The sequence below is a fragment of the Granulosicoccus antarcticus IMCC3135 genome (assembly GCF_002215215.1).
In the GTDB taxonomy this organism is placed as follows: Bacteria; Pseudomonadota; Gammaproteobacteria; order Granulosicoccales; family Granulosicoccaceae; genus Granulosicoccus; species Granulosicoccus antarcticus.
The window spans coordinates 7,456,027-7,481,836 of record NZ_CP018632.1 but is presented as its reverse complement, the minus strand read 5'-3'; the positions used below and the strand labels follow the sequence as shown (position 1 = coordinate 7,481,836).

Here is a 25,810-nt window from a genome sequence, read left to right as displayed (position 1 = left end):
AAGTAGTATGCGATTGGAGTGGCTTGCGTTCAGGAGTGCCACTTCAATAAGTGGCTGCAGATATCTGGTTTCACTATATACGTGTAGAGTGAATCGACTGAAGTGTTGAGTGACTGCGACAGAATGCTGTTCAAAAACAGCCGCAGTCATTTCTTTTTGATCTCTGACCATATCGCTATCAAAATTCCCAAGCAAAACAACAGCCCCACTATGATGATTACCCACATCGCTATTTGACAAAAAAATTCATCAGTGCACGGCAGTCCTATTCGAATATCCATTTGAATGTCTCCTCAAGGTCGATGCAATTTTTCAGTGCCCACTACGCCTGCAACTATTGGCTTAGTGGTAGTCAATCGATAATGCGTTCCGTACAAATGTATAGGAATACGTACTGGGAGTTGACACGAAACTTCGAAAGTTCAAGACTGGGAAATAGGTGGTAACTATTTCGGGGAAGGTTCATGGCTGACGAAGGCGGAGTCCTAGAGACGTTGGTGGAAAAGCTGCCCGAGCTGACTGGGTTGGCTTCGACGAACGGTCCATTTTTCTTCGGTGTTTTTCTGGTAATCGTGTCGCTTTTCGTGATGCTCAAGAAAGACAGTAAGCACATGGGGATCTTTTATGCTGTGTCCGGAATTGTATTCATGGGGTTGGCAACCTTCAGTTTCATCAACACGCAAAGTACCGAGAAAATCTACCCCTACCGGATTACGCTGACCAATCTGCCCCAAAATTCTGAAATCCACCTACCGCTGACTGCACCGCGAATGTATCGGGATAACATCTCGACCTCCATAACGGGGTCTTGGGTTCAGATGGCCATTCTCAGTGATGTCAAGCTAAAGCCTTCTCACCATTTCGCAGTTCATCTATTGACTCCGGTCAAGGATGGTGAGGGGAACGACACGGGATTCAAGCAGAACATCGGACTACTTGATGTCCCTTTCAATGGTAAGGCGTTGGGTATCTACAACCTGAAAGAAGTCGCACAGTCAAATTCCGGTTCCGGAGAGGATGGTGACTTCTCCGCTCCCGTGCAATTTGAATTCATCGAAGAGGGTCTCCAGAACGCCTCCCAGGAATCCAGTTTCCTCGACATGCTTGGGTCGTCTGTAATCGGTAGTGCGTTCGCCGCCGATTCAGGTATGACGTTATCAACGACTGGTGCATATGGCAGTCCCAGTCCGCCTCTGGTGATCTATTATCGCAAAAGCGCTGATGGGAATGCCATTGTCGATGTTCTTGATTCAACGAAGGTTGAATCTGTTGTGAACGTCAGCGATCTCGAGAATGAAACAAACGCGATCTGGTTCGGGAAGGGGGTGCCTGCGGCAATCGTTAATGAAATTGTGTACGGCATGCTGGAAAAGCGGATACCCATCAGGTCCATCAGTCATTTCGAGAATCCTGATTCAAAAACCAATATCATCCAGATCGGGACTTCTGAGCGCAGCAGTCAGAATGACCTGGTCACTGAGAGCATGGTGGCTGAATTTATCGAACAGCACCATGCGCAGCAGGCAGAGGATCAGAAACAAGAGGAAGCTATTGCCAAGGGCGCCAGGCAAGTGGAAGAGAGTATTAACCGTACACTGCAGAATTTAAAGTGATGATGCCTGTTCAGTCGTAGTGTTTGTCCCGAGGCAATCGACCCACTAGTTGGCCCGTCTGTCAGGTGGGGGCTCACTCAACAATATCAATTACCCGTTCATCTTTTGTTGAAGTTGAATGTTGAACGACTGGTGCACCTGTCGACAAATTCAAATGCCGGTACCGCTCCTCTTTGTACATTCTCAGAATGAACTGGCCGGCACGCGTTTGCCGCATCGCCTTGATTATTGCACGCTGCTCGGCGGGCCACTGTTCTAGAGAGGGGATGGGGCCTTGATCGCCTGGATAACCACCGTAGCCTTCCGGCAGCACCAGAGGCGCGCCACTGACCGCAAACGACAAGTCGGCAAGGGTCATGCGATCTCCAACCAGCCAGCGGCGGTTGTCAGCCAGGAGCTCGTCCACGTAAGCAAACGTTGCCTCGATTGTCTTTAGCGCTTCGTCTGCTTTCGGGCGGCTAAGCTTGAGCGCGTTCCAGAGCATGGTCTTGGGAATCGGGTAGAGAAATCGCACAAACTGTTGCTGGTACCAGGGGGAGCCAAGGCTCAGAGGACGAATCATGATGGAGCGATGCGGTAGCAAATGTGTGTACGCCCAGGTGACGACGGCTGCACCCATGGTGGCGTTGAAGCGTTTCCAGTGCGCTTCGATTTCATCTCGGTGTTCATCGGGAGTCAATTGCCGGTTATCCAGTGCTCTTTCATTGAAATGATCAAGAATTTGCTCGACACCATTCAGCATTAATTCGTCGTGCATAAACAAAGGAAATTTCTTGCCTTTGTTCAAACCGATGGCTGCAAAAATGAAGGGTGGCGCATGGCGACGTTCATCCACTTTGATGTCGTAATAATCCAGTGCCCAGCGTCCGGTTTCACTGTCGGCGCTGGGTGGGAAGGTGATTACCCGGGGAATCGTTGGAGCTGCTTCCGTGTGATTCACGCTACTTCCTCTTTTTCATGGATAGGCTTGTGCACAGTTTTATGCGGATTCGATGGTGGAGTATTACGGCTGTCGAACGCAATCTTCAAACTAACCGGAAAGGGCCCTGCGCTCTGCATCGGTGCAACGCGTCTCAAGCCTTCAAGTTTGAGCACGGATTTCAAGATCGCGGGAACCTGTGCATCATTGATGTGTGCTCCGAAGCAGGTGTGCATGCCAACGCCGTAGTGCATATACAGGTAATCAGGGCGATCCAGCCTGAATTCATTGGGCTTGGCAACCTTGCGGCTGTCCATCATTGCCGATTGAGTGGCAACCAGTACTACAGTGTCTTTTGGTATTCGAGCGGCGTACCACGAACCTTCGTTAACGATGTAATCCCGCGAGCAGATACGTTGTACGCCGGCAGCGAAAGCGTTCAGGCGAAGACATTCCCTGACGTATTGCAGCATGAGCTTGTCGTTGTCGGCGCGTGCTGCCTGTTGTGCTTCGGCCAGCAGGTCCGGGTGTTCGAACAGGTAGTCCAGCGTCAAGGCAACACACTTGGACGTCGTGGGGATAGCGCCGATCAGCAGACCGATCAGATTGTTGCGAATATCCCTATCGCTCATCCCCGGGTGCCCACTGTCTTGCAGTACCAGGCAGCGTTCGAGTACGTCATCATGCTCGTCTCGATGAGACTTTCTTTCTTGAATAGTCTGATCAAGGTAATCACATGTGGTGCGAGCTGCGGCCAGCGCTGTATTTTCACTGGCCTCGTTGCTGGGGTAAAAAAGGTAGGCAAACATCAGAGAGGCTGCATCTGTAAATTCCTCCTGATTCCAACCGGGGGTACCAAAGTAGTCACCGATAAAGCGGGTAGGTACCACGCGTGTCAGTGCCTTGACCACATCACATTCGCCGTCCAGGGTCGAGAGTATCTGCGCACAGCTTGCGTTGACAAAGGGTAGAATTCTCTCATCAATGTCGGTTCGCCTTGCAGTGAGCCGCATGTGTGAGACGTCGCGAGTGTACGTTGGGGTGTCCTGCATGCCTAGAAAGAAGTTGCCGCCACTGGTGACCTTTTCCATCTTTTGCGCATAGGTCACATGGAAGACATCGTCCCGTGACAACACCTCATTGACCCCGTCAAAGCGGGTAATGAATGCCTGGCCATCCACCACAAAATTCGGCCTCACCCGGCGCATGATGCTGCATGCCAAATCAAGATTCTGGAAGATCCAGGTTTTGATGCGTACCGTTGTGTCTGACATTGCGTTCTCTTGGTTGAGCTATACAAACTGTGCGACGCTGTGATGGAAGCTTGTTCGTCTCAGGTTGGATCCACAATTCCAGCCGCGATCATCTTCAGTGCTGTGATGCCGGGAACGAAGAAATAGTCTCCACCGCGGCACTCAACGAAACGCGGCAGCTTGGTAAGAAAATGGGGTGGCTTGCCACTGCCTGGCTCAACTTGCAGTACCGCTTTTCCTTCACCGGTGTGATTGCCAAGCAGTATCTCTTTGTCGTTGCCCTCCTTGAAGTCATTGCCGTAGTTGACCCACTGCTGTTGCACGAACTCGAACTGTCTTTCAATGGAGGCGTTGAGGGCCATGAAGATAATGCCGTGATCATCGGCATCGTTAGTATCCGGGCCTGATTGACCATAGGGAAGCCCACGGCGCAAAATGCGGCGGCGATCGGCAAGCGCGCTGGGTGTGTTGAATGCGCCTTTCTGGCCGAATTCCAGAGAGCCCCGAGGATTCATGCGGCGTAGATGCCCACTCATGGGACAGCGTGCTCCGTCAATGTCGTCGTTGTAGTGAAAGTCGGTCAGCATGCGTCGCTTTTCAGCCGCATCAGCCGCTTCGAATCGGGCATCCCAGCACTTTTTACCGGCATCGTCCGGCGCATCGACGATCGGTGCGCCATTGTCGCGCCAGCGTCCGCAGAACTTGGCAGCCAGCATCTCTTTACTACCCTCGAACTGAGCGGCTGAATCGTCCAGATAACGCCTGAACGTGGCGACATTCTGGTGTAATTTACGATAGACCATGAACGTGCCGTTTTGCGCCAGAGACCGGGGCATCGGTGCCTTGGGGTACTCCTGTGCTTCGTCCAGGTGTCCCAAGAGAAACTCGCCGGGGGCCAGAGGTGCCCACTTGTCACCGGCCAGCAATTTGCCGCGTCCCAGCACGGTGTCAGGGGCGTTTGGCTGACCTTCGAAGACCGGATCACTGATGCCGTCACGATAACCGAAGTGTTCCTTGCCAGAGGGATTGCCGTTCTCATCTCGCAAGATGGCACCTGTCTGAAACATCAGGTCCTCCTCTCCCGCAGCCCCTCGATGACCCGATAGCAGCTCGACACCATCGCCGCTATCCTTGTTCTGCCGCAGGATCCACTGGTAGCGTTCCTCTACATCCGCATTGCTAAGACCATTGATCGAGACCCACAGATGGACTTCCTTTTGCCAGATATTGTCCCAGTGTTCCGGTGCACTCGAACCTTCATCGCCGAGTATACTCATGCGTTTTTTCATGCCGGCAGCAAATTCCTGCGGAAAACCCATCAATGAGCCGGCGGGTAATTCGATTGCCTGCAATCCTGCAAACGTGAAGGCAACGTTTGTGCTGGCTTTGGATGTTGTTTGCCGGGTGTTCCGTTTCGAATCCGCGTAAGCCGAGTTGGTGACACGTTCGGCCACTCGTGTCAGAAACGCACGCGCATTGCCCGGATCATTAATGCGGAAGAACAGGTAGCGTGCATGAAAGTAGCCTATATGGCCGTAGGCGCGCACGACGTTGCCCTGAATGTCTGAAAGGTTCAAGGTCTTTCCAGCGACCTTGGCTTGTCTTTCCATTACGCTGCTAGTCATGATGTTCGTACCGTTGATTGTCCGGGCTTCCAGCTTGGAGCTTCCAGATCTGTTGGTCTGACCCGATCGATGAAAGCGTGCCATGCTGTCTGTATCTCGCCTGCGCTTTTGCCTTGATGATTGATGGCAAAGCGTGATAATTCCTGCTTGAGATACAGGGCCTTGAGCTGCTCTTTCAGGGAATCGCCGTTCGACCCGTTAAAGAATAATGATGTATCAAGGGCGCATTTACGCATGTAGCTGACAAAATCATCTGCACTTTTTACCTTGTCATAAGCGACACAGTGTCTCCAGATATGATGAATGTCATGCCGCTTTCCGTAGTAGTCCGTGTAGTCCCAGTGTAGGTATAAATTTTTCAGATAACGGTCAAGATCCTCGTCGCTTTCACCGTGAAAGTTGCTGGAAAAAACAAGATAACGTGATTTCAGCTTGTCTGTCTTGGGGAGTCCACGCAGCCGATACTTGCCTTTGAATAGCGAAAACAAATCGTTCAGGTTGAGGATTGTGTCGTTGGCAGGCTTGGACTCGTAAAGCACATCGTTAAGCACATATAGCCGGGCAAGGTAGGTATCCGGTATCTTGGCCAAAGGGCTTTCTTCGTGGATGCGAATATTCATGCATCGCTTGAAGGTTTCGTCCGCGAAGGTGGTTTCACCAAGGTAGCCATTCTTGATGGGACTCAGAATTGTCAGCGCCTGTGCGCCGCCGCCGGTATTGGCCATGATTAGCTGTACTCCGGTGCGTCAGTGCTAGAAAGCGGAGCCGCAGGTGGTGTTCTGGATGAAGCGCTATTTTCTACCGGTTCTGCAGAATCGTTTGCCCCCTTGAAGCCTTGAACCTTTTCCGGGGTGCCCGAGTGGCGATCCTTGACCGCTTGTGCCGCCATACTCACGACAGGCGTCGGGCGCATCTCACCAAGATGCAACTGCATGGCGTTGAGTAGCGCGTGATAGTCGGTGAGGAATTCATCGGCAGGCTTCCCGGCAGATGCCTTGTCGAAATCACACAAAGCCTGCTTGAGTACTTTTGCAGACTTCACATCGTTTGATGCAGCCATGGGGTAGGCGCTGTAGTAGTGGCAGGTGTCTATCTGGTTGTGCCGTATATAGTCATGGAAAGGGGTCAGTGGTACTGACTTGGGATACCGGACATTCCATTTCCAGAACAGGTCCAGACCAGCTGGTATGGCAAATGTAAATGAGTCGACGTACTGAGCCCAGCTACCATTGAAATTGCTCTGGAAGATCATGTAATCGTAGTTCAGCTCCTCTTTTGGCTGACTCGCATCCAGATGCGGAAACGAGTTGCGCGGAATGATGACCCAGCGTGCGTAATGAATCAGGGAGAGTGTCACCAGGCCAAGTAGAGCTGCCGGGGTTTTAGTGGCCTTGCCAAATAACCAGCGATTGATGAAGCTGTATCTTGAGCGAATCGGTGTGATGACGTTCATCGCATAGGCTTTGCCTGCTATGTTGGACATGCCAGTTTTCCCTTCGATAACTGCTGAAGAAGAGAAACCATAACCTGTAAATCAGGTGGAACGGGTTGGCATATTGTCGTATCTAGCCTAATGTATAGCGTGGCTGTGTTATGCAGCCATTTCTGGTGCTTGAGTTGAGTCAAGACAAGGCACTATATATGTGTAGAGTAAAATATCCGCGTGTATGGCCCTCTCAATCGTGCAACAATAAGTAAGTAATCGTATATGGATTACAAGGCCAGGTATCGAGTCATCAGTGAAAACAATTCAGCCTGCGAGGAAATTTCGCACTTTCGGTAGAGTTGTTTACGGAATACTTTAACTGTCTGTGGACTGATCTCCAGGCAAAGGCCAATGGAAATTGTGCTGTGGCCGCGCAATATCAGTAGTGCTACTTCGCCTTGGCGTTTGCTCAGGCGAATGTCTTTATGCTGCTGAAGCTGAGCGCGTAGATGATCGACCACCAATTCATCTTTGTAGTCACCACTTGCCGTCAGATCCTTCCATTGCACCGTGATCAAACTGCAGACAATACTGCTCAGGTTGCGAGCTGTATTGAGATCGCGAGCAGTGAAATTCCTGCCAGAGCTCTTGTCCCTGCCCAGGCAAGTATGCACGGAAACACCGCCTGGCAAGGCCACATGAAAACCAATTTCATCGGTCAAGGTGGTGCGTGCATAGTAGTTTGCGAAATATTCATTCCGATGGAAGTGATCCGGCGCGATATCGCGCAGGCGATAGAGGCCGTTATCCGACTTGTTGACGTGGAGGCTGTGGAAAGGGTCTAACAGATATATTCCCGAAAGATAGTCATTCTCCATGTGCGAATGCACTTGCTTGATTCGTGAATGGGCAAAAAAGACATCCGGCTTGCTGGTTTGGTAATAGGCCAGAACAGTGCCGTTGTCTATCTCAAAGCAACGCTGCAGCCATTCATACAAACATTCGGAAAATGCAGGCGTACCCAGCGCCTCTATGGCTGCTGCCAGATGCTTGTGAGTTGAATTCGTTAGCGTGAACAAGATACCCCCTTAGGGGTATATACCCCCAGAACCAATGGTTCTAGTATAAACCCAGGTCATCACAGGGGTATATCCACAAGCGCATGGAAAGACAAGAGAATGCGATCGATGTCCGACAAGCGGTCAAGCGATACGGATCATTCACGGCACTGAAGAAAATTTCGCTGTCCATCATGGACAATGAATTCTTTACTCTTCTGGGCCCGTCCGGCTGCGGCAAGACTACGCTTCTGCGTATGATCGCCGGCTTCGAAGATGTGACTGAGGGATCGATACAGCTGTATGGACAGGAGATCGAGAGCCTGCCACCTAACAAACGCCCTGTGAACACGGTTTTCCAGAACTATGCACTTTTTCCGCATCTGGACGTTCTGGACAATGTGGCATTTGGTCTGGAAATGAAAGGGGCCAGCAAGACAGAGGCCCGCCGCAAAGCCGGCGAAATGCTCGAACTCGTCCAGCTTTCTGCTTTCTCGGCGCGCAAGCCTTCCCAGCTGTCCGGTGGACAACAGCAACGGGTTGCTCTGGCCCGCGCACTCGCCCCGCAGCCAAAGGTGCTGTTGCTTGATGAGCCGCTCTCAGCGCTGGACCTTAAATTACGCAAATCGATGCAGCTCGAACTGAAGCACCTTCAGCGTGAGACTGGCATTACCTTCATCTTTGTGACCCATGACCAGGAAGAGGCACTGACCATGTCAGACCGGATCGCCGTGATGTCAGCCGGCGAACTGCAACAATTGGGCTCACCGCGCGATATCTATGAAATTCCGCGCAACGTATTCGTTGCCGATTTCATTGGCGAGACCAATCTGCTTGATGTACAGGTTGAGGATATCCGGAACGGTCGCGCCATCTGTCACCTGGGCGGCGGCCACGAGCTGGAATGCGATGAGGTCCAAGGGGTCGGAGTTGGCTCTAAAGTTCATATTTCACTGCGTCCCGAACGCATCATCATCAGCGATGTAGCAATCGAGAAAAAGAGTCTGAAGGGCAAGGTGATCGAGAACATCTTCGCTGGTACCGATATCTCGACCATCGTTGATCTTGTGGATGGTCCGAACTTCACGGTACGCACATCCAATTCGGATCGCGGCAACAAGCGAATCTTCGAGCCTGGTAGCGATATTTTCATCAATATGGAAGAGGGAGCCGCTCGGCTCTTGATGGACTGATGGCTGCTACGACACAAAACGGCAGTAGTGCCGTCAGCAGCACTTTCGAGAAGGTTCGAACGTGGCTGCTTCTGCCTTCATGGATCGTGCTGGGTGCTCTGGCGCTGGTTCCTGTGCTTTTGATGCTGGTGTATTCCTTTTTGACCAAGGAATTTCGTGGCGGCATTATCTGGGAGTTCAGTCTGTCTGGTTACGATCAGTTTTTCTTCAATCGTGGATTATTTGGAGATGAAGCTCCCAGTATCGAATGGACCTATATCTCGATTTTCTGGCGCTCTTTCTGGCAAGCGGGTGCAGCCACACTGCTCAGCCTGGCCGTCGGCTTTCCGACTGCCTACTTCATTGCAACGCGACCGGCAGGGTCCCGCGCCATCTGGGTTTTTCTCATCACGATCCCCTACTGGGTAAACCTTCTGATTCGCACGGTATCCATGAAATTTCTGCTCCGGGATCAAGGGCCATTGAACGAATCGTTAATGGCATTGGGTATGATCGATAGTCCACTGCAACTGATCAACACCAACTTTGCGGTACAGATAGGGCTGTTTTATTCCTACTTGCCGTTCATGGTGCTACCTATCTATGCCGCCGTCGAGCGCTACGATTTTTCACTCAGTGAAGCAGCAGCTGATCTGTACGCCTCCAAGTGGGCAACACTGCGCCGGGTCTTGTTACCTGTGGTGAAGCCTGGAGTCATAGCCGGCTGTATTCTGGTATTTGTGCCTTCCCTGGGCTCCTTCCTGGCGCCAGATCTGCTCGGTGGTGCGAAGAACTTCATGATCGGTTCGCTGATAGAGGAACAATTCAAGGGCAATGCAGGCAACTGGCCCTTCGGTGCCGCCGCCTCGATGATCTTGTTATCGATCGTCCTGATCATTCTCATGCTTTTTGCGCATCAGCAAAGCCGGCGTGAAAACGAGCAGGCTTGCTGAACATGACAAATCTTTCCGCAAAACTGGATGTACGCTCTTATACCGGCTTCCGGGCGATCACTCTGCTCTGTCTGGTCATTCTCTATGCGCCTTTGCTCGTCGTGACGATCTACAGCTTCAATGCATCGCAATCCATAGCAGTATGGGAGGGCTTTTCGCTGCGCTGGTATGTGGATGTTTTTACGGGGCCGGAAAGCGCAAAGTTCAAGCTGGCCGCCTGGAACAGTTTTGTCATCGCCATCATTGCGGCAACAGTGGCGACAGCCATCGCAACACTGGCAGCCACGGGAATGATCCGTGCCGGCAAGTTCAGATTTCGTACGCTCTCCTTCGGACTGATCTCTTTGCCTTTGATGGTGCCGGAGATTGTCACCGCGGTGGCCACTTTGATCTTCTTTAATGCTATCGGTGTCGACCGAGGCCTGATGACCATCATGCTGGCACATATCGCGTTCTGCATTCCCTTTGCCTATCTGCCTATATCAGCCCGTATGCAGGGCATCGACGAAAGTGTTGAACAGGCAGCGCTGGACCTGTACGCCACACGTAGACAAGTATTCACCAGAATTCTGTTGCCATTGATGGCGCCGGGAGTCATCTCTGGATTTCTGCTGGCCTTTATCGTATCTCTGGACGATTTCATTATTACAAACTTCGTCAAGGGCGCTGGAGTGGAGACCTTGCCGACGGCCATATTCGGTGCAGTAAAACAGGGCATAAAGCCTAACATCATGGCCATTTCCACCATGCTACTCGGCGTGTCAGTGCTCATGGTTACCATTTCCTACTTCGTCAGCAAATCCGACAAGACAACCTGATTCAATTGGAGTCAAAATATGAAAAAGCACCTCATTCCAATAGCGACTGCTTCTCTGTTAGCGCTTGCCAGTGCCGCAGCACAGGCAGATGGCGAAGTGGTTGTCTACCACTGGTTCGAGTACATGCCCCAGGAGCTGATCGAGAAGTTCACGGCTGAAACGGGCATTGATGTCGTGATGGACACCTTTGATTCTAACGAGTCCATGCTTGCAACATTGAAAGCCGGTGGCATTGGGACTTACGATGTCTCCGTCCCTGGTGACTATATGGTCAAGATCATGGCTGACGAAGGCCTGCTGGACACCATTGCTGAAGGTGAGTTGAAGAACAAGGGCAATATACAGGCCCAGTGGTTGGACACACCGTTTGATCCGGGACGACAGTTTTCGATTCCCTACCAGTGGGGCAGCACCTCCTTCTCTGTCAATCGGGATGAGTTTTCCGGTGATATCAATACCACGGACATCCTCTTCGACCCACCCGAAGAAATATCCGGCAAGATCAACGTACTCGACAGCCAGGGCGATGTCATGGTGTTGGCATCACTGCACTTAGGCATGGAACAGTGCTCAACCGATCGCGACAAGCTGAAAGCTCTGAATGCGATGCTGAGCGAGGCCAAAACTCACTGGGCTTCATTCAATTCTGACACGGCGAAAGAAGTACTGGTCTCCGGCGATGCGATCGCGGGCATGATCTACAGCGGCTTTTCTTCAAAGGGGCGCGAAGAAGGTGCAAACATTGAATATGCCTTTCCAGAGCAGGGTTATATCGCCTGGATGGACAATGTCGCACTGCTGAAGGATGCACCCAATCGCGAGAATGCGTTGAAATTCATGGACTTTCTACTGGAGCCTGAAAATGCGGCAGCTGTAAGCAATTTCGCTCGATATGCAGCCGGCGTCAAAGGCGTATCCGAATTGCTGGAGGAGTCCTTGAGAACATTGCCTGAAGCGAATCCACCGGCTTCAGCGGGTCCCGCAGTTTTTGTCGAAGCCTGCGACGAACAGACACAGGATGTTTACGACCAGATCTGGACCAATTTAAAGAAATAGGCACGAAGCGAACCCTGGTCGGTTGTCGTGTTCGGGAAGCCCCTATCACGCCCGCCGATCACGGGGCCCGTTCAGCACGATAAACAATCCTGCAAACTCTAAATACAAGTCGAAACAAAGGTCCTTCCCAAATGTCTCATGCGATTGATATATCCACCGATGGGGTCCTTACCTCGGACACTCATCTCATACAGTCCTTTGCAAATCTGAATGCGCTGAAGCAGGAAGATGCCCGTACCGTTATTGTAGGAGCGGAAGGGGCTCATGTGACTGACAGCGAAGGCAATAGGCTGATCGACGGTATTGGTGGTCTATGGTGTGTCAATGCAGGCCATAAGCGACAGGAAATCATCAGTGCCATCACTGAGCAATTGAACACGTTGGATTTCTATTCCACGTTCTATAATTTCACACACCCTGCGGCAGCGGCACTGGCTAGAAAATTAGCTGAATTGGCGCCCGGAAATCTGAATGCCGTGTATTTAAGCAACTCCGGATCGGTTGCCAATGATAGCGCCATTCGCATCTTGCACCATTACTATAATCGTCTGGGACAGAGTTCCAAGAAGTTGATTCTGAGTCGCCACGGTGCCTACCATGGATCAACCTTTCTGGCCATGGCAATGACAACTCCTGCCTACTCAGAGGGTTGGAGCAAAGCGGAAGGCCTGGTGCATCATCTGCGTCTTCCGCACTACTGGCGCGAAGGCGAGGGTATGAGCGAAGCTGAATTTCTCGACGTTCTGCTGGAGGATGCCAGAACGCGTATCGAGAACCTGGGCGCTGAAAACATTGCCTGCTTCATTGCTGAACCCATTCAAGGTGCTGGCGGCGTGATTGTTGCGCCAGAGGGGTATCACGCCAGAATGAGTGAGCTGTGCCGTCGCTATGACATCAAGTACATCGCGGATGAAGTCGTGACCTCCTTTGGTCGCCTGGGGCACTTCTTTGCATCAAAAGACGTATTCGGCATGCAGCCTGACATAATCACGACGGCCAAGGGGCTGACGTCGGGCTACCAGCCTTTGGCAGCCACTATCATCAGCGATGAGATCCATGAAGTTATCTCTGAAGACGGTGCCATGTTCTTCCACGGCATGACCTACTCGGGCCACCCGGCCGCCTCTGCGGCAGCCCTGGCAAACATCGCCTTGATGGAGAACGACAAGATTCCCGAACGTGTAAGAACCACGGGTAAGCGTTTCGAGAACAACCTGCGTGGTCTGGGAGATCTGGAGCTGGTTGGCGAGGTACGTGGAAGTCATTTCATGATGGGACTGGAATTCGTCAAGGACAAGGAAAAAAGAACTCCCTTTGCAGTGACAGAGCAGGTCGGTCAGAAAGTTGCTCAAGCTGCTCAGAAACGAGGCCTTATTGCACGTCCGTTGGGTAATATCCTGATTCTCTCGCCGACACTGATCATGACCGAAGCGGAGATTGATGAAACGACAGACATCCTGCGTGAAAGTATTTGCGAGGTTCAGGGTTCTCTATAGGGTTTGTGAAATATTGAATTGAAATTTTTCACTCTGTTGCCCTCTATTGATTCAATGTTCGGTAGAGGGCGTCTCAGATCAGTTTATTGTCGGATAGAAGTAAGCATTCAAACACAGAGGTTCACAATATTTCCCTGGCACGTACAAGGTAGCGATCCACTTCTTTGTACAAAGCCTCTGACTGCTTTGATAACTCTTCTGCTGAGTTATTGACATCAGTTGCTGCATTGCCCGTCTCCTGAGCAGATTGCGATACTTGCACAATGTTCTGGGTAATTTCCTGAGTACCACTTGAAACACCTTCGATGTTCCGAGATATTTCAGATGTCGCTGAGGATTGCTGTTCAACGGCTACTGAAACAGAAGCGTATGTGTCATCAATTGACGAAATTTTTTCGGAAACGTTATGAATGCCTTCAACGGCTCGTGACATAGCCGCTTGAATCTCTGAAACATACGATTCTATTTCGGTGGTGGCACCGGAGGTCTCTTGTGCCAGGTTTTTAACTTCACTGGCAACAACGGCAAATCCCTTTCCAGCTTCACCTGCACGAGCGGCCTCGATTGTCGCATTCAGGGCCAGCAGATTGGTCTGTCCTGCAATTTTATTGATTATCACAACAGACTTGCTCACGTTCTGGGCTGCGAGCTGCAGATCCTCAATACGCTGTTTAACGTCAACTGTGATAGCCGCAGACTCTTGCGTTAAAATCGAGGCAGATAAAACCTGCCCGGAAATCTCATTGATGGAGGCTGTCAGTTGAACAGTCGCACTGGCAACTGTCTGGAATCGACTTGAGGATTTTTCAGCAGCAGTCGCAACCCGGTTTGTCTGCTCCAATGTATCAGATGAAATACTTTGCATCGTACGGGATGAAGAACTCAATTTGGATGCAGCAGCTGCGAGGGTTTGTACAACATTCTTGAGTGAGGTCTCAAATGTATCTGTAATTTCGGTAAACCCGGTGACCTTTTCAAGCATTGCATTCAGTGAGGTATTGACCGTTTTCGCCGCACGGAGAAATGATCCCTGCATACTCGTCTCTATGATTTCGCGATAGTATTTCCCGTCACTGGCATGCTCCAGGCAGGCCATTGATTCTCTGATATAGGCATCTGACCGGTCGATGACATCATTGATGGTATGTAGCAACTCACCCAACTCTCCAGTCGATTCGATACTCAGAATGCGGGCCTCGAAGTTGCCTTTTTTGACTTGCTGCAAAACCGCTAGTGCCTTGGCAATATCATTGGTGTTATTTTCCGAGTCTGACGAGGTTGTTGCTGTATTGGAGACACTCATTCTCATACACCTAAAGAAAACATGAATTCATTGAATCCCATTTTTTTATCTTGAAGAATGCTATCGATTCTCTTGCTTGATTCCGACAATGCTTCTCTGGGGCTTGAATGCGAACGTTCCACTTTCAGAAGCTCGTTGTAAAGTGGAATGATGTGGCTGTTTAGCGACTCTCTGTTAGGCGCTCTTCTGTTTGAGTGGTAGCCAATTGTCTGGCCACTCGAATTTGTACTCGGTGTGACATGAGCAAGAACCCAGTAATTGTCGCCGTTTGAAGAAAGATTGTTTATATAAGTGAACAGCTCTTCGCCATTCTTCAATGCTCTCCATAAAAGCTCAAAGACGCATCGTGGCATCTCAGGGTGTCGGATGATGTTGTGCTGTTTTCCCATGCACTCACTCTCACTCAATCCGGCAAAGCTGAAAAATGTGCGATTCCCATAAGTAAGCTTACCCGAGGTATCCGTCTTCGACACAATGATGTCGTCTTGATCCAGGCACTTTTCATTGCCTGTGAGCACCACATTTCTATCCATAGTGACAACCTCCGTGATCGAGTCAACTGATTATGGTTTCGTATTACCAGGTATAAGGTCAGGTGTCATCGTGTCGGCCTGCTGCTGGCTGAACGATAGGAAAAACCCACCTTGAATTAGTTCTGCATGAGTGTTATCGACTATATCCAATATTTTTTGAAATCGTACTGGTTACACCAGAACGCAGAGTGGGCATCAGAGGTATCGCGCAGTCCGGACTCCCTATCTGTAGAGATATGCCTAAGGGATTGTTTCACGATCCCTTTGAGGCTCGTGATGCGGTAACGGTTGAATAATGCTGCAGCTGTTATTGATGCTCATAACCACTCAATGGGTTGGTCGTACCATCTGGCATGGACGAACCAAGGTGAGGACGGAAAGATACCTATTGCTTAAATTCTCAAGTCGTTTTTGAGAAGTGGCACCAGATACTAACCTCTGAAATCGAGGTTCGATATTTTGTAACGGTATCACTAACTGCCAGTGGCCTGTGAGCTGCTACCTCCGAAACTGCATACTCCCGCCTCGTTGATGGGTATCGCGATATGGCGGCAACTTTTCATCGGAGAAACATCATGCAGTTACGTACGATTCGTCCAATCATAGCGACACTTGTTTTTTCATTTGCAAGTATGGCCCTTGCTAATGGACTCGTAGAAGGTCGCATAGAAGCCTATCTTGTATCAACTGACTCGCAAGGTAACGAGGTTATACAGGCTACCGCCGCTGCCAAGCCCGGAGAGCTCATGGAATATAGATTGACGTTCGTCAACAGCGGCGAATCTGCTGTCAGCGGGCTGAATGTCATTGATCCGATACCTGCAAATACCACATTTGTCAGCGATTCTGCCAACAGTAATGCCGATTCGCTTTTCGAAGTCAGCATTGATGGCGGACGAACGTTCGAAAAAGAACCGGTCATGCGAATAGAAACGCAAGCTGATGGTAGTCAGAAAGAGGTTGTCATTCCACCTGCGCAATACACACATGTTCGCTGGGCGGTTGAGGAAAGCCTTGATGCTGAGGGCGGTACACATGAGTACGGCTATCGAGTGGTGGTCAATTGAGTCCTGTAGCGGGACAGCTGAATTGCAATCGGGTGAATGGGCGAGGAGGTGTCCAGGAGTCATTCTGGCCGTTGATTTTGATGGTCAAAAACACAAGACAGACACCATTCAAACCTCCAATAAATGGCAGAAAATAATGATTATTCCAATTACAGAATCCCTCCGCCGACAGGCCCTCCACGACATCAAGCGCGTTTTGACCGATAGAGAGACAATCACATGAAATACAGCAGATTCCCTCTGCACCCGGTAGCGCAAGTATGCGCTGTATCGGCAGTTGCGGGAGTATTGAGCATATTCGCATCTTCGGCTTTTGCGGCAACCGCCGCGGGGACCGAGATCAAGAACCTGGCGACAGTCACCTATGAGGATGCTGCGGGAAATGTCTATAGCGCACAGTCCAATGAGGCTATCGTCACTGTTGCCCAGGTCTACTTTGCAACAGTTGGAACCGATATCGATACAACTGGTGCTCCGGGGCAAACAGTCTATTTGCCGTATGTTCTGAGTAATACGGGTAATGGTAGCGACACTTTCGATGTGAGTGCCGCGGACGGTATTACTACTGCGCCGGGTATCGATACGATTGATGCTGACGCAATTACTATTTACCACGATACCAATGGCAACGGTCAGCCAGATTCGGGAGAGCCTGAAGTCAGCGCGTTGACCCTGGCCGCCGGAGAAGATGCGAATCTGGTCGTCGCTGTTAGAATACCAACAACGGCAACGGATACCGATTCACTGGGTGTCACCATGACAGCCACGGCACAGGAAGGCACGGGTTCCGCTGTTGTTGGCAGTGTGACCGATTTGACCACTGCCAAAGGGCGAGACACGCTGGATAGTACCAACGAGTCGTTGATCACGATTACCGGTGATGCAGTACTGGTGACCAGTAAAACCTCTTCACACGATACCATCAATGATGAGATCACCTATACGATCACGGTTAGTAACAATGGTAATACAGCTGCGCAGAAAGTCATACTGTTCGACGGTATTCCAACAGGTACTACCTATGTCACCTCGTCTGCCTCCGTGTCTGGTCTGCTTACGACAAATGGCGATACGCTTGCCACCAATGTAGGGAACTTTGTAGAAAGCGTAAACCTGGATTATAACGGTGATGGTGACGTTGCCGATAGTGGTGAAGCCGGTCTGGGTATCGATCTGAATACCGATGGTGATATCGTCGATGCTACGGTTGCCGGTATCTATGCTGTTGATGCCGAGTTGGCACCCAATGCGACGGTCTCGATGACGTTTACCGTCAGCTATGATCGCGATGCATTCGGTGGTGGGTACACCGTTGATAACGTCGGTTATGTCAGTGCCGATACCGATGGTAATGGAACAGCCGACAAGCTGGTCAGCTCGAACACCACATCAAATGTCGTTTCCCAGGACTATGCGGTTACGCTTTCAGATACGGGTTCAGGTGACGCTGCAGGTGTAAATGATGGGGGGGATGACGACGCCACAGTCAATGATACGCAGGTAGTGAACACAGCCGCTTCAGGCGGTATTGTTTTGTTTGATCTGGTTGTCACTAACGATGGTAACGGTGATGATACGTTTGAACTGGCCGCAGCGTTGGGAACCTTTCCCAGCGGTACCGTGTTTACGTTTCTCGACGATACGGGTTCGGTGCAACTGACTGATACCAACGGCTTTGCCGGTGTGGATTCAGGTGTCATTGCACAGTCCGCCAGCCGTACTTTCAAGGTACGCGCCAAGCTTCCTCAGGGAATCTCAGGTGATAACGGAACAGCTGGTTTCCAGGCGACAGTCACAGCCACCTCTGCAGGTGATCCAGCGGCAACTCCAATCAGTAATCCTGCAACCATTTCATTGCTCGAAATAGTGGCGGCAACCTCTGACTTGCACAGCGCTATTGGTGGCACGCTCGGGACCGATGAAGATCCCCTCGGTACACCTGATTACACACCTGCAGTGACGCGTGAGGCCAGCGCAGGTGATACGCTCACGATTCCTTTGTACATCGATAACGTCAGTGGTGTTTCTGATTCCTTCCAGTTGTCGGTAGGCAGTAGTTGGGATGGCACTGATCTGGGCTCACTGCCAGAAGGCTGGAGCGTTGAGTTCTTTTTGAGTGACGGTTCAGGCGCAGCAACCGGGCCAGCTATATCTTCTACGCCGGTTATACCTGGCGGAACAACCGATTACGAATACATTGCAGTGGTCTCGATGCCTGCTGATGCAGCCCTGTCTGCGGCCGATTATTCGTCTGACAATGATGCCGATACGACCGTTGAAACAATCGATGCCAATGCTGATGGAGATGGTGACTACCCTTTATTCTTCCGCATCATTTCGGCCAGCTCCGGAGCAACGGATACCTTGCTTGAAGCCGTTGATGTGTTGCCAAGTCGTGCGGTCGCTTTTACGCCGAGTGCTTCAAACCAGGTCGAGCCAGGTGGTACTGTTGATTATCCTGCGACCTTGAGTAACAACGGTAACTCTGAAGAGACGCTGGAGCTGACAACGACAAACAGTCAGGCTGGTTTCAACAACACCATCACGATTGATACAGATGGTGATGGAGTGCCTGACACGGTGCTGGGTAATCTGGTGGCCGGCACGACCATTTCGGTAATGCAGGCTGATGGTGTGGTCTTGCTAATCGATGTGGTGGATGGTGACGGAGATACTATCCTTGAACTGGTTCTGCCACCGGGTGCCAACATTCCGTTATTGGCAACCGTGTTTGCACCCAGTACTGCACCTTCCGGTCAGGTGGATACAATGACTCTAGTGGCAACCAATACCGATGGAACCGCTGGCGCACCAAGCACGTCGGTGTCCTTTCAGAGTGATGTCGTCAATGGACAGATTCGATTGACCAAGTCGGTAGCGGTTGATTCAAATTGTGACGGTGTTGCCGATGTGGATTCAGCGTTCGAGACGGTTCAGACCAAAGAAGTCGAGCCAGATCAATGTGCCATCTGGCAAGTGGTTGCCGAGAATCAGGGCGATGTCGATGCACAGAACGTGACCATCACGGATAGCGTCACCGCATTTACCACATTCGAGACGGGTAACCTCATGAGGTATTGCCTGGGCAGCGGTTGTAACCCACTTCCAGTAAGTGATACAGCCAATGACGGTTCGGGCGGTATCAGTGGATCAACCATTGTCTTCTACGTGGGGACCGGAACGGATCCAGCCACCGGTCAGGGTGGAACTCTGATTCCGGGTCAGCAGGCCACGGCCCGATTCGTCGTTCGGGTGGATTGATTGTCGCAGGCTCTCGAGTCTGCTTTTCCCAAGAGCACGCCTCGCCGGCCTGTTGCCGGCGAGGGACTAGCCAAGCCTCTCGTTTACTGGAGGCTTGGCTAGTCTCGGCCTTTGCCGGTTGTTATTTCATATACCAGAGACACAATGACGGTCCCCAGTCCAGCACATATCAGACGTTTATCAATGCTATTTGCGTTGCTGACGTTGCTGCTGTCCGCTCTTTGTATCTGCAATGTTCAGGCTGCCAGTGCGCCTGGTAGTGTGCTTCGAAACCGGGCGGATATAACCTGGTTTGATCCAACAACGGGACTGGTATCACGAACACAATCGAACGCCTCGACGGCCACGGTTGCCAGTGTCTACCGGTTCGAGCTTGATGAAGGGCTTGTCACCACAGCACATGCAGGAAAATTTGTCAGTCTCTCGCGTCGGGTCTACAACACGGGGAACGCGGTTGACAGCTACAGAATCTCTGCGGCCAACCTGCCGGGTGACGATGGCGATCTGCAGGATTTGCGTATTTTCCATGATATCAATGGTAATGGGATAGCAGATCCAGGCGAGCCTCTTCTGAGTGATACCAGACTCGTGGCTCCGGGCGAATTCGTTGAGGTGGTCATCGCGGGAAGTATTCCAACTCTGTCACTCGATGGGGAGCGTTTTGATATCGAATTTGTCGCCGAATCGGTGAGTGGAAATCTCACTCCACAGATTACCGTAAACACTCTTGTCATTACGGATGGTGCTTTTATCACCTTGAGTAAATCCTCCACGTTTAGCTGCACAGCCGAGCTGCAGCCAGGTGATCTGATTGATTACAGAATTGCTTTTACCAACAGTGGTAATCGGATTCCTGACAGTCGCGACCATGACATTGAAGGCACGGTTTTCGAAGGTGTGGTGATCAGTGATCTGATTCCATCCGGTACTCTGTTTACTGCAGATGCAGAGGCCTCGCATGCACCAGCGCAGGGAATACCTCTGATTCAAATTCGCAATGACGGTGATCGCTGGACGCGACTGGAAAACTGGAACGGAATCAGCTCGGTTAGTCATATAGGGCTGTTCATTCCTGCGCAGAACATGCGGCCGGGACAAAGCGGGAGTTACGAATTTTCCCTGCGTACCGAAGACTCTAACGTTGCCGGTCTGGTGATCGAAAATGTTGCCGTTATAGACCTGGATGGTGATGGCATCAATGAGTTCGAATCAAATTCAGTCTGCAATCGGATCGTCACCGATCCTGTAGATCTGGGTGCTGCGACACCCGCTGTTTTGCAGTTCATCGAGCCTGCCAATAGTTTGCGACGTGCCGGTGAAACGCCAGATATGTCAACCGATGAGGATTTTGTCGAAGCGGGTTCTTATCGCCTGGACAACGGCCTGAGTAGTTATGACCCTGTGCGGGATGGTTTGTATATCCAGCTGAATGCCACTGATCTGGACGCTACCGTTTTCTTCAATGATGCTGGTGAGGGAGCTTTCATTATCGTGACCCTGAGTTCTCTGGCAACGGGTGACACCTTGCAGGTCGTCATGGTCGAAACAGCTCCTGGTTCTGGTGTTTATCGCAGCATTCGACCGATTGCTCTCAGTACGGACGAGAGCGGCGATGGGCGTTTTTGCCCTGGCGATACTACTCAGCCGATTGCGCCAGTTGTCGATTATGAGCTGGACGCACCCTCATGCGTCTTGAGAAGTGCACCCAATGACACGCTGCAGGTTCTGTTTGACGGTAATGGTTTGGGTGTGTCGTTAACCGATACTGTCATCATCGATCCGATTGCGACTGTGTTTGATGCCTACAATCTTGCACCGGTTGCCGGTGCCATTGTCAGTATCATGGAGCTGACAGGGGTGAGTGCATCAGCTAGCGACCCTGTTGTTGGTGATCGTCTCACAGGCGAACCCTTGGTCATGTACAGCGATATCGATGGTAACTATTCGGTTCCACAGCTTGGACCGGACCTGCGTTATTACATCAAGGTAGAGCCTCCTTCTGTCTATGTCTTTCCATCCGAGGTGCCAGCAACACAGTTTACTACCTATGGTGTCAACCAGTATTCCTATGGTGATATGGGACATGCGGTATCCGGTGGTGGCGTTTTTATCGTGCCAGAGGGTGATGCTACCCCCTTGCATGATTTGCCACTGGACCCCGCAGATAGCAGTTTCAGGCTGGTTGTCGAAAAGCGTGCCTTGCAATCTGAAGTGGAGCCCGGTGATGTCGTCGCCTATTCACTCAAAGTGCGTAATCAGAGTCCCGACATTCAATATAACGTGCGCGTGTTTGACCAACTTCCGTACGGTTTCAAATTGGTACCCGACAGCGTTGATCTAGACGGTACGGTTTTTACAGATTTTGATGGAGCGCCCGGGCCTGAGCTTGAGTTTCCAATGGGAACATTGTTGCCAGGCGTTGAGCATGAGCTGGGCTACGTGCTGGAAGCCACAGCGGGTGCAATCGATGGCGACGGAATCAACATTGCTTCGGCTACCGCACGTACGGCTTCGGGTGTGCAGCTTGATTCAGCAAAGAGCCGGGCTCGGGTGAAGCTTAACCTGACTGGTGTGCTATCGGATCGGGCTGCCTTGTTCGGCAAGGTATACATCGATGCTGATTGCAACAACCTGCAAAATGACAGCGAATGGCCAATTGGCGGTATCAAAATCTATATGGAGGACGGTACTTTCGCTATCACTGATGAGAACGGACAATACAGTCTCTATGGTCTGGAGACGGGCATGCATGCGCTGCGCGTTGATCCACTGACCGTCCCGTCAGGGCTGGCTTTCAAACCGCTGGATAATGCGAATGCTGCGAATGGCGAGAGCCGGTTTGTAGATCTCTCGGCAGGTGATTTCCATCGCGCAGATTTTGCTGCGACATGTCCGCTCAAGGATGTCGAGAAAGTATTTGATCAGATTCGTGCACGCAACGACAAGATTGATGGTGAGTGGTTGCTGGAAGAGGCAGGTTTGTTTGATTCAACGGCGGACTACGATATTGATAATCAAAGTGCGCGTGATGCAGATATTGATGGTGATCTTTCCAACGGTATTCTGAACGGACCTGATGCGGGGCGTACCCGCAGTGAGAAAAGACTTGAGGACGAGGACAATGCCGAGGCCAGAAATCGCAAACTGGTAGAGCCGCCCAAGCCTGATGTCAATGATGAATTGATTGACCCCAAGATTGCGGCGAGGAGTATTACCACTCAACAAGCCAAAACCGGCACCTGGCTCTGGCCAAAAGGGGATACCAGCCTTGATGGGCGATTTGTGGCGGTTCTCAGATCGGGTGTTGTGCCGATGCTATTCGTCAACGGCAAGCCGGTAGATCAGTCGCAGATCGGCGAACGTATCGAAAATTACAAAGCCTCGGCTCAGATTGTTGCCTGGTACGGAGTGACACTTCGTGCGGGCCTGAATCGCGTGGAAGTTAGAGGCAAGGATGGTTTTGGCAATACGCGTATTCTGGCAGGCAAGGAATTCAAACGTCCGGCAATGGGTTCGAGAATGGTGCTGCGAGCGCGCAAAGATACATTGCCGGCCGATGGTGGGCGTACGGTTCTGCCCATTGATATCAATATTCTTGACGACAATGATTATGCAGCTCAGGGCGTTCACTTTGTCACGTTGACCGCTAGCGGAGCCAGAGGCAGCAACTGGCTAGAAGAAGACATTCAGGATAATGAGCCCGGTCATCAGGTTCGTGTGGAAGATGGGCGCGGTGTTGTGCATCTCAAAAGTTCAGAGTTCACCGGCACGGTCATTGTGCGTGCTGCAGCCAATGAGATGTCTGCCGAGATGCGTGTCTATCAGGTGGCGGCGTTGCGGCCGTTGTTTGGTATTGGACTGCTTGAATTAGGTATGGCTTCGGGCAAGATCATGGGGAACGGTTTTGATCCGACGGACCAGGCCGATGGCATTGAAGATGGAACGTCAGTGGATTCGAAGTTGTCCATGTTTCTCAAAGGCCGGGTCAAGGGTAATGCGCAATTGACGCTGTCTTATAACTCTGACAAAGACAAAGAAACTGACCTGCTACGTGACATCAATCCGAATGCTCACTACCCGATTCATGGTGATGCCTCGGTGCGTGGTTATGAGGCACAGAGCCGGTCCAGGTTGTATGCAAAGCTGGAGCGCGGCAAGAACAGTGTCATGTGGGGAGACTATCTGACGGATGCGAACAGCGATGCCGACGATCTGGCTCGGGTGCAACGAGTACTGACGGGTTTCAACAGCCATTATGACAATGGGCGTACGCGCTTCCAGTTGTTTGCAGCTCGACCTGAGGATGGCCGCAGCTCCGAGGAGATTCGGGGCAATGGTACAGCCATGCTGTTTCGTCTCAGTGCGTCGCCTGTCGTACCAAACAGTGAAGTGGTGGAAAGAATCGTCCGTGATCGTAGTAATCCCGGTCTGGTGCTCTCCACCCAAAGGCTCACCCGCTTTGGTGACTATGTACTCGATTCGGTCAGCGGACAGTTGACCTTTGCCAATCCGGTTCCCAGTTTTGATAGCGAGCTGAATCCTGTCTATATCCGGGTCAGTTATGACCAGGAAAGTGGCGGTGAGGCCCATACCGTTGCTGGTGTGCGCCTGCAGCATTCACTGAGCGATGCACTGGTCGCTGGTGTCAGTCATACCGAAGATAAGAACCCGGAAGATCGCAGCACACTCAGTGGTGGTTATGTGGAGTACCGACCCAATGAGGACACCCGTGTCACTGTCGGAGTGGCGCGAATGAGCCACGGAGATGAGCGCGAAACAGGTTATGCACAACGACTTGTGGTGGAACGCAACTGGAGTAATGCGAAGCAGGAAAGGCGCACTTCAATCACGTTGGCACGTGCGGATGAGGAATTCACCAACGCAGGATCTGGTGTCGCTTCAGGGCGACAGGAGCTACGGTTCGATCACCGGCAGCAAATTAGCGAGACCTTGCGTGCCAATGTCGAAGGTACTCACAGTGAGTCCCTGACCAGTGCTGAGCAGCGTAGTTCGATAGGTGTGAGATTGAACAAGATAGTCAAGGAATGGACCTTGAGTGGCGGCAGTCGTCATATTCGGCAACGTACTTCGAGTGCGGATGAGAGCTTCAATACGGCCATCGTAGGGGCGGACCGACGACTGCGCTTTGGTACGCGAGCGGGTTCCGTCAACGTTGAGTATGAGCAGGATATCGGCCAGGCAGGTCGGAATCGAATTGCATTTGGCGGCAAACTGCAGGTACACGATCATGCGCACCTGTACGGGCGCTACGAGCGGCAGAACGGCATCTACGATTTCACCACGCTGGGCGGTGCGCAAAGTACCGAATCATTTGCCATGGGGGCGGAATCGGATGTGCTGCCCAATACCCGCCTGTATTCAGAATACCGGATGCGCGGTGCCATCGACAATCGTGATCTGGAAACCGGTACCGGTATACGTGGTAACTATGAGCTCAAGCCGGGGCTGACAGTGTCACCTTCTATCGAGGTGGTGGATACGCTCACTGGTGATGATAGTGGCGATGGTGTTGCCGTCTCGCTCGGTGCCACCGATATCCGTAATCCCAATGCAAAACTCAGTGCGCGTGCCGAATACCGGAAGGCGACGGCCAGCGACTATATCGGCTTGCGAGCCTCCTACGCGGCACGCCTTGACCTGGACTGGACCGCCTTGCTGCGTGAAGATTTTACGCTACAGGATCCGAATGTGGGACAGATGGATATCCGACATGCTTTTACAGCAGGCCTTGCGCGCCGGCCTCGCCTGGATAATCGCCATCACATGTTGTTCCAGTACAGCTGGAAAGTGGAGCGTGCGGATGGCGAGGCGAGCGATCGCGACGTGCATGTGCTGTCAACGCATCAGAATTTTCAGATCAATTCCACGCAGGTGTTCAGCGGCCGTTTCGGTGGCAAGCAGCAGGTCTCGTTCCTTGAGCGTAGTGATTACAAGACTGCGGCCTATGTCGCGGATGGCCGCTATAGCTGGGATATTGACCGACGTTGGAATCTGGACCTTCGCGCTGGGGTACTGATGACCCGAACCGGTCGCAGCAGACGCCATTCGTTTGGTGTGGGTGTGACCTATCTGCTCGATCGCGATCTGCAACTGCAGCTTGGCTACAACGTCGTCGGCTTTCGCGATGAAGATCTCGATCCGGAAGGGTATGACGCCCAGGGTATACGTTTTGGCCTTCGATACAAATTCGATGACAGCGCCTTCAAGTGGTTGCAGAACTGATGATGCAGAGTCCC

Annotated in this window: 17 protein-coding genes; 9 read left to right on the top strand and 8 right to left on the bottom strand. The window is 51.6% G+C overall.

Annotated elements, in window-relative coordinates:
• Positions 1-464: 464 nt before the first annotated feature.
• On the top strand, positions 465-1,613 hold the full coding sequence (locus IMCC3135_RS32445; protein WP_088921374.1) for a hypothetical protein: 1,149 nt from the start codon (positions 465-467) through the stop codon (positions 1,611-1,613).
• A 73-nt stretch (positions 1,614-1,686) separates the two neighbouring features.
• Here IMCC3135_RS32445 and IMCC3135_RS32440 read toward each other — a convergent pair whose 3' ends face one another.
• The 6 genes from IMCC3135_RS32440 to IMCC3135_RS32415 form a co-directional block, all read right to left on the bottom strand.
• A complete protein-coding gene (locus IMCC3135_RS32440) occupies positions 1,687-2,553 on the bottom strand; it encodes a glutathione binding-like protein (protein ID WP_088921373.1) in 867 nt (288 codons plus the stop codon).
• The gene (locus tag IMCC3135_RS32435; protein ID WP_088921372.1) at positions 2,550-3,806 is read right to left on the bottom strand and encodes a cytochrome P450; all 1,257 of its coding nucleotides are present in this window, start codon (positions 3,804-3,806) and stop codon (positions 2,550-2,552) included. The genes IMCC3135_RS32440 and IMCC3135_RS32435 overlap by 4 nt, the downstream gene beginning before the upstream one ends.
• Positions 3,807-3,865: 59 nt before the next feature.
• Complete coding sequence (locus IMCC3135_RS32430; RefSeq protein ID WP_205737819.1) at positions 3,866-5,410, bottom strand: Dyp-type peroxidase; 1,545 nt, start codon at positions 5,408-5,410, stop codon at positions 3,866-3,868.
• Positions 5,407-6,135 carry a hypothetical protein gene (locus IMCC3135_RS32425; protein WP_088921370.1) on the bottom strand — a complete coding sequence of 243 codons (729 nt, stop codon included), beginning with the start codon at positions 6,133-6,135 and terminating at the stop codon, positions 5,407-5,409. Before IMCC3135_RS32425 ends, IMCC3135_RS32430 begins: the two co-directional genes overlap by 4 nt.
• Before the next feature lie 2 nt (positions 6,136-6,137).
• Positions 6,138-6,893: a hypothetical protein gene (locus tag IMCC3135_RS32420; protein ID WP_205737818.1), complete on the bottom strand. Its 756-nt coding sequence runs from the start codon at positions 6,891-6,893 to the stop codon at positions 6,138-6,140.
• 230 nt (positions 6,894-7,123) lie between these two features.
• Positions 7,124-7,915, bottom strand: coding sequence for a helix-turn-helix transcriptional regulator (locus IMCC3135_RS32415; protein ID WP_088921369.1), 792 nt, complete (start codon positions 7,913-7,915; stop codon positions 7,124-7,126).
• Between the two features lie 83 nt (positions 7,916-7,998).
• Between IMCC3135_RS32415 and IMCC3135_RS32410 the strand changes: the two genes are divergently transcribed.
• From IMCC3135_RS32410 to IMCC3135_RS32390, 5 genes are all read left to right on the top strand, one after another.
• Positions 7,999-9,087, top strand: coding sequence for an ABC transporter ATP-binding protein (locus tag IMCC3135_RS32410; protein WP_088921368.1), 1,089 nt, complete (start codon positions 7,999-8,001; stop codon positions 9,085-9,087).
• Positions 9,087-10,019, top strand: coding sequence for an ABC transporter permease (locus IMCC3135_RS32405; protein WP_088921367.1), 933 nt, complete (start codon positions 9,087-9,089; stop codon positions 10,017-10,019). Before IMCC3135_RS32410 ends, IMCC3135_RS32405 begins: the two co-directional genes overlap by 1 nt.
• Positions 10,020-10,021: 2 nt before the next feature.
• Positions 10,022-10,837 carry an ABC transporter permease gene (locus IMCC3135_RS32400; protein ID WP_088921366.1) on the top strand — a complete coding sequence of 272 codons (816 nt, stop codon included), beginning with the start codon at positions 10,022-10,024 and terminating at the stop codon, positions 10,835-10,837.
• An 18-nt stretch (positions 10,838-10,855) separates the two neighbouring features.
• Complete coding sequence (locus IMCC3135_RS32395) at positions 10,856-11,893, top strand: extracellular solute-binding protein (RefSeq protein ID WP_088921365.1); 1,038 nt, start codon at positions 10,856-10,858, stop codon at positions 11,891-11,893.
• Between the two features lie 131 nt (positions 11,894-12,024).
• Positions 12,025-13,389 (top strand): aminotransferase class III-fold pyridoxal phosphate-dependent enzyme, encoded by a 1,365-nt coding sequence (locus IMCC3135_RS32390; protein WP_088921364.1) that lies wholly within the window; start codon positions 12,025-12,027, stop codon positions 13,387-13,389.
• A 121-nt stretch (positions 13,390-13,510) separates the two neighbouring features.
• Here the strand turns inward: IMCC3135_RS32390 and IMCC3135_RS32385 are convergent, their stop codons facing one another.
• Both IMCC3135_RS32385 and IMCC3135_RS32380 read right to left on the bottom strand, forming a co-directional pair.
• A complete protein-coding gene (locus tag IMCC3135_RS32385) occupies positions 13,511-14,254 on the bottom strand; it encodes a methyl-accepting chemotaxis protein (RefSeq protein WP_418251452.1) in 744 nt (247 codons plus the stop codon).
• A 440-nt stretch (positions 14,255-14,694) separates the two neighbouring features.
• Positions 14,695-15,225, bottom strand: coding sequence for a PAS domain-containing protein (locus IMCC3135_RS32380; protein WP_088921362.1), 531 nt, complete (start codon positions 15,223-15,225; stop codon positions 14,695-14,697).
• A 575-nt stretch (positions 15,226-15,800) separates the two neighbouring features.
• Between IMCC3135_RS32380 and IMCC3135_RS32375 the strand changes: the two genes are divergently transcribed.
• The 3 genes from IMCC3135_RS32375 to IMCC3135_RS32360 all read left to right on the top strand — a co-directional run bounded on the left by IMCC3135_RS32375 (position 15,801) and on the right by IMCC3135_RS32360 (position 25,796).
• Complete coding sequence (locus tag IMCC3135_RS32375) at positions 15,801-16,292, top strand: DUF11 domain-containing protein (protein WP_157736490.1); 492 nt, start codon at positions 15,801-15,803, stop codon at positions 16,290-16,292.
• Positions 16,293-16,511: 219 nt separating this feature from the next.
• Positions 16,512-19,553: a beta strand repeat-containing protein gene (locus IMCC3135_RS32365; RefSeq protein ID WP_088921359.1), complete on the top strand. Its 3,042-nt coding sequence runs from the start codon at positions 16,512-16,514 to the stop codon at positions 19,551-19,553.
• 144 nt (positions 19,554-19,697) lie between these two features.
• Entirely contained in the window at positions 19,698-25,796 is a 6,099-nt protein-coding gene (locus tag IMCC3135_RS32360) for a DUF11 domain-containing protein (RefSeq protein ID WP_088921358.1), read from the top strand.
• Positions 25,797-25,810 lie beyond the last annotated feature (14 nt).

What these genes read in the sequence shown, in the direction of transcription:
- IMCC3135_RS32445 (WP_088921374.1), top strand. Translation starts at nt 465, where the DNA reads ATGGCTGACGAAGGCGGAGTCCTAGAGACGTTGGTGGAAAAGCTGCCC.
- IMCC3135_RS32435 (WP_088921372.1), bottom strand. Translation starts at nt 3,806, where the DNA reads ATGTCAGACACAACGGTACGCATCAAAACCTGGATCTTCCAGAATCTT.
- IMCC3135_RS32430 (WP_205737819.1), bottom strand. Translation starts at nt 5,410, where the DNA reads ATGACTAGCAGCGTAATGGAAAGACAAGCCAAGGTCGCTGGAAAGACC.
- IMCC3135_RS32425 (WP_088921370.1), bottom strand. Translation starts at nt 6,135, where the DNA reads ATGGCCAATACCGGCGGCGGCGCACAGGCGCTGACAATTCTGAGTCCC.
- IMCC3135_RS32420 (WP_205737818.1), bottom strand. Translation starts at nt 6,893, where the DNA reads ATGTCCAACATAGCAGGCAAAGCCTATGCGATGAACGTCATCACACCG.
- IMCC3135_RS32410 (WP_088921368.1), top strand. Translation starts at nt 7,999, where the DNA reads ATGGAAAGACAAGAGAATGCGATCGATGTCCGACAAGCGGTCAAGCGA.
- IMCC3135_RS32405 (WP_088921367.1), top strand. Translation starts at nt 9,087, where the DNA reads ATGGCTGCTACGACACAAAACGGCAGTAGTGCCGTCAGCAGCACTTTC.
- IMCC3135_RS32400 (WP_088921366.1), top strand. Translation starts at nt 10,022, where the DNA reads ATGACAAATCTTTCCGCAAAACTGGATGTACGCTCTTATACCGGCTTC.
- IMCC3135_RS32395 (WP_088921365.1), top strand. Translation starts at nt 10,856, where the DNA reads ATGAAAAAGCACCTCATTCCAATAGCGACTGCTTCTCTGTTAGCGCTT.
- IMCC3135_RS32390 (WP_088921364.1), top strand. Translation starts at nt 12,025, where the DNA reads ATGTCTCATGCGATTGATATATCCACCGATGGGGTCCTTACCTCGGAC.
- IMCC3135_RS32385 (WP_418251452.1), bottom strand. Translation starts at nt 14,254, where the DNA reads ATGCAAAGTATTTCATCTGATACATTGGAGCAGACAAACCGGGTTGCG.
- IMCC3135_RS32380 (WP_088921362.1), bottom strand. Translation starts at nt 15,225, where the DNA reads ATGGATAGAAATGTGGTGCTCACAGGCAATGAAAAGTGCCTGGATCAA.
- IMCC3135_RS32375 (WP_157736490.1), top strand. Translation starts at nt 15,801, where the DNA reads ATGCAGTTACGTACGATTCGTCCAATCATAGCGACACTTGTTTTTTCA.
- IMCC3135_RS32365 (WP_088921359.1), top strand. Translation starts at nt 16,512, where the DNA reads ATGAAATACAGCAGATTCCCTCTGCACCCGGTAGCGCAAGTATGCGCT.
- IMCC3135_RS32360 (WP_088921358.1), top strand. Translation starts at nt 19,698, where the DNA reads ATGACGGTCCCCAGTCCAGCACATATCAGACGTTTATCAATGCTATTT.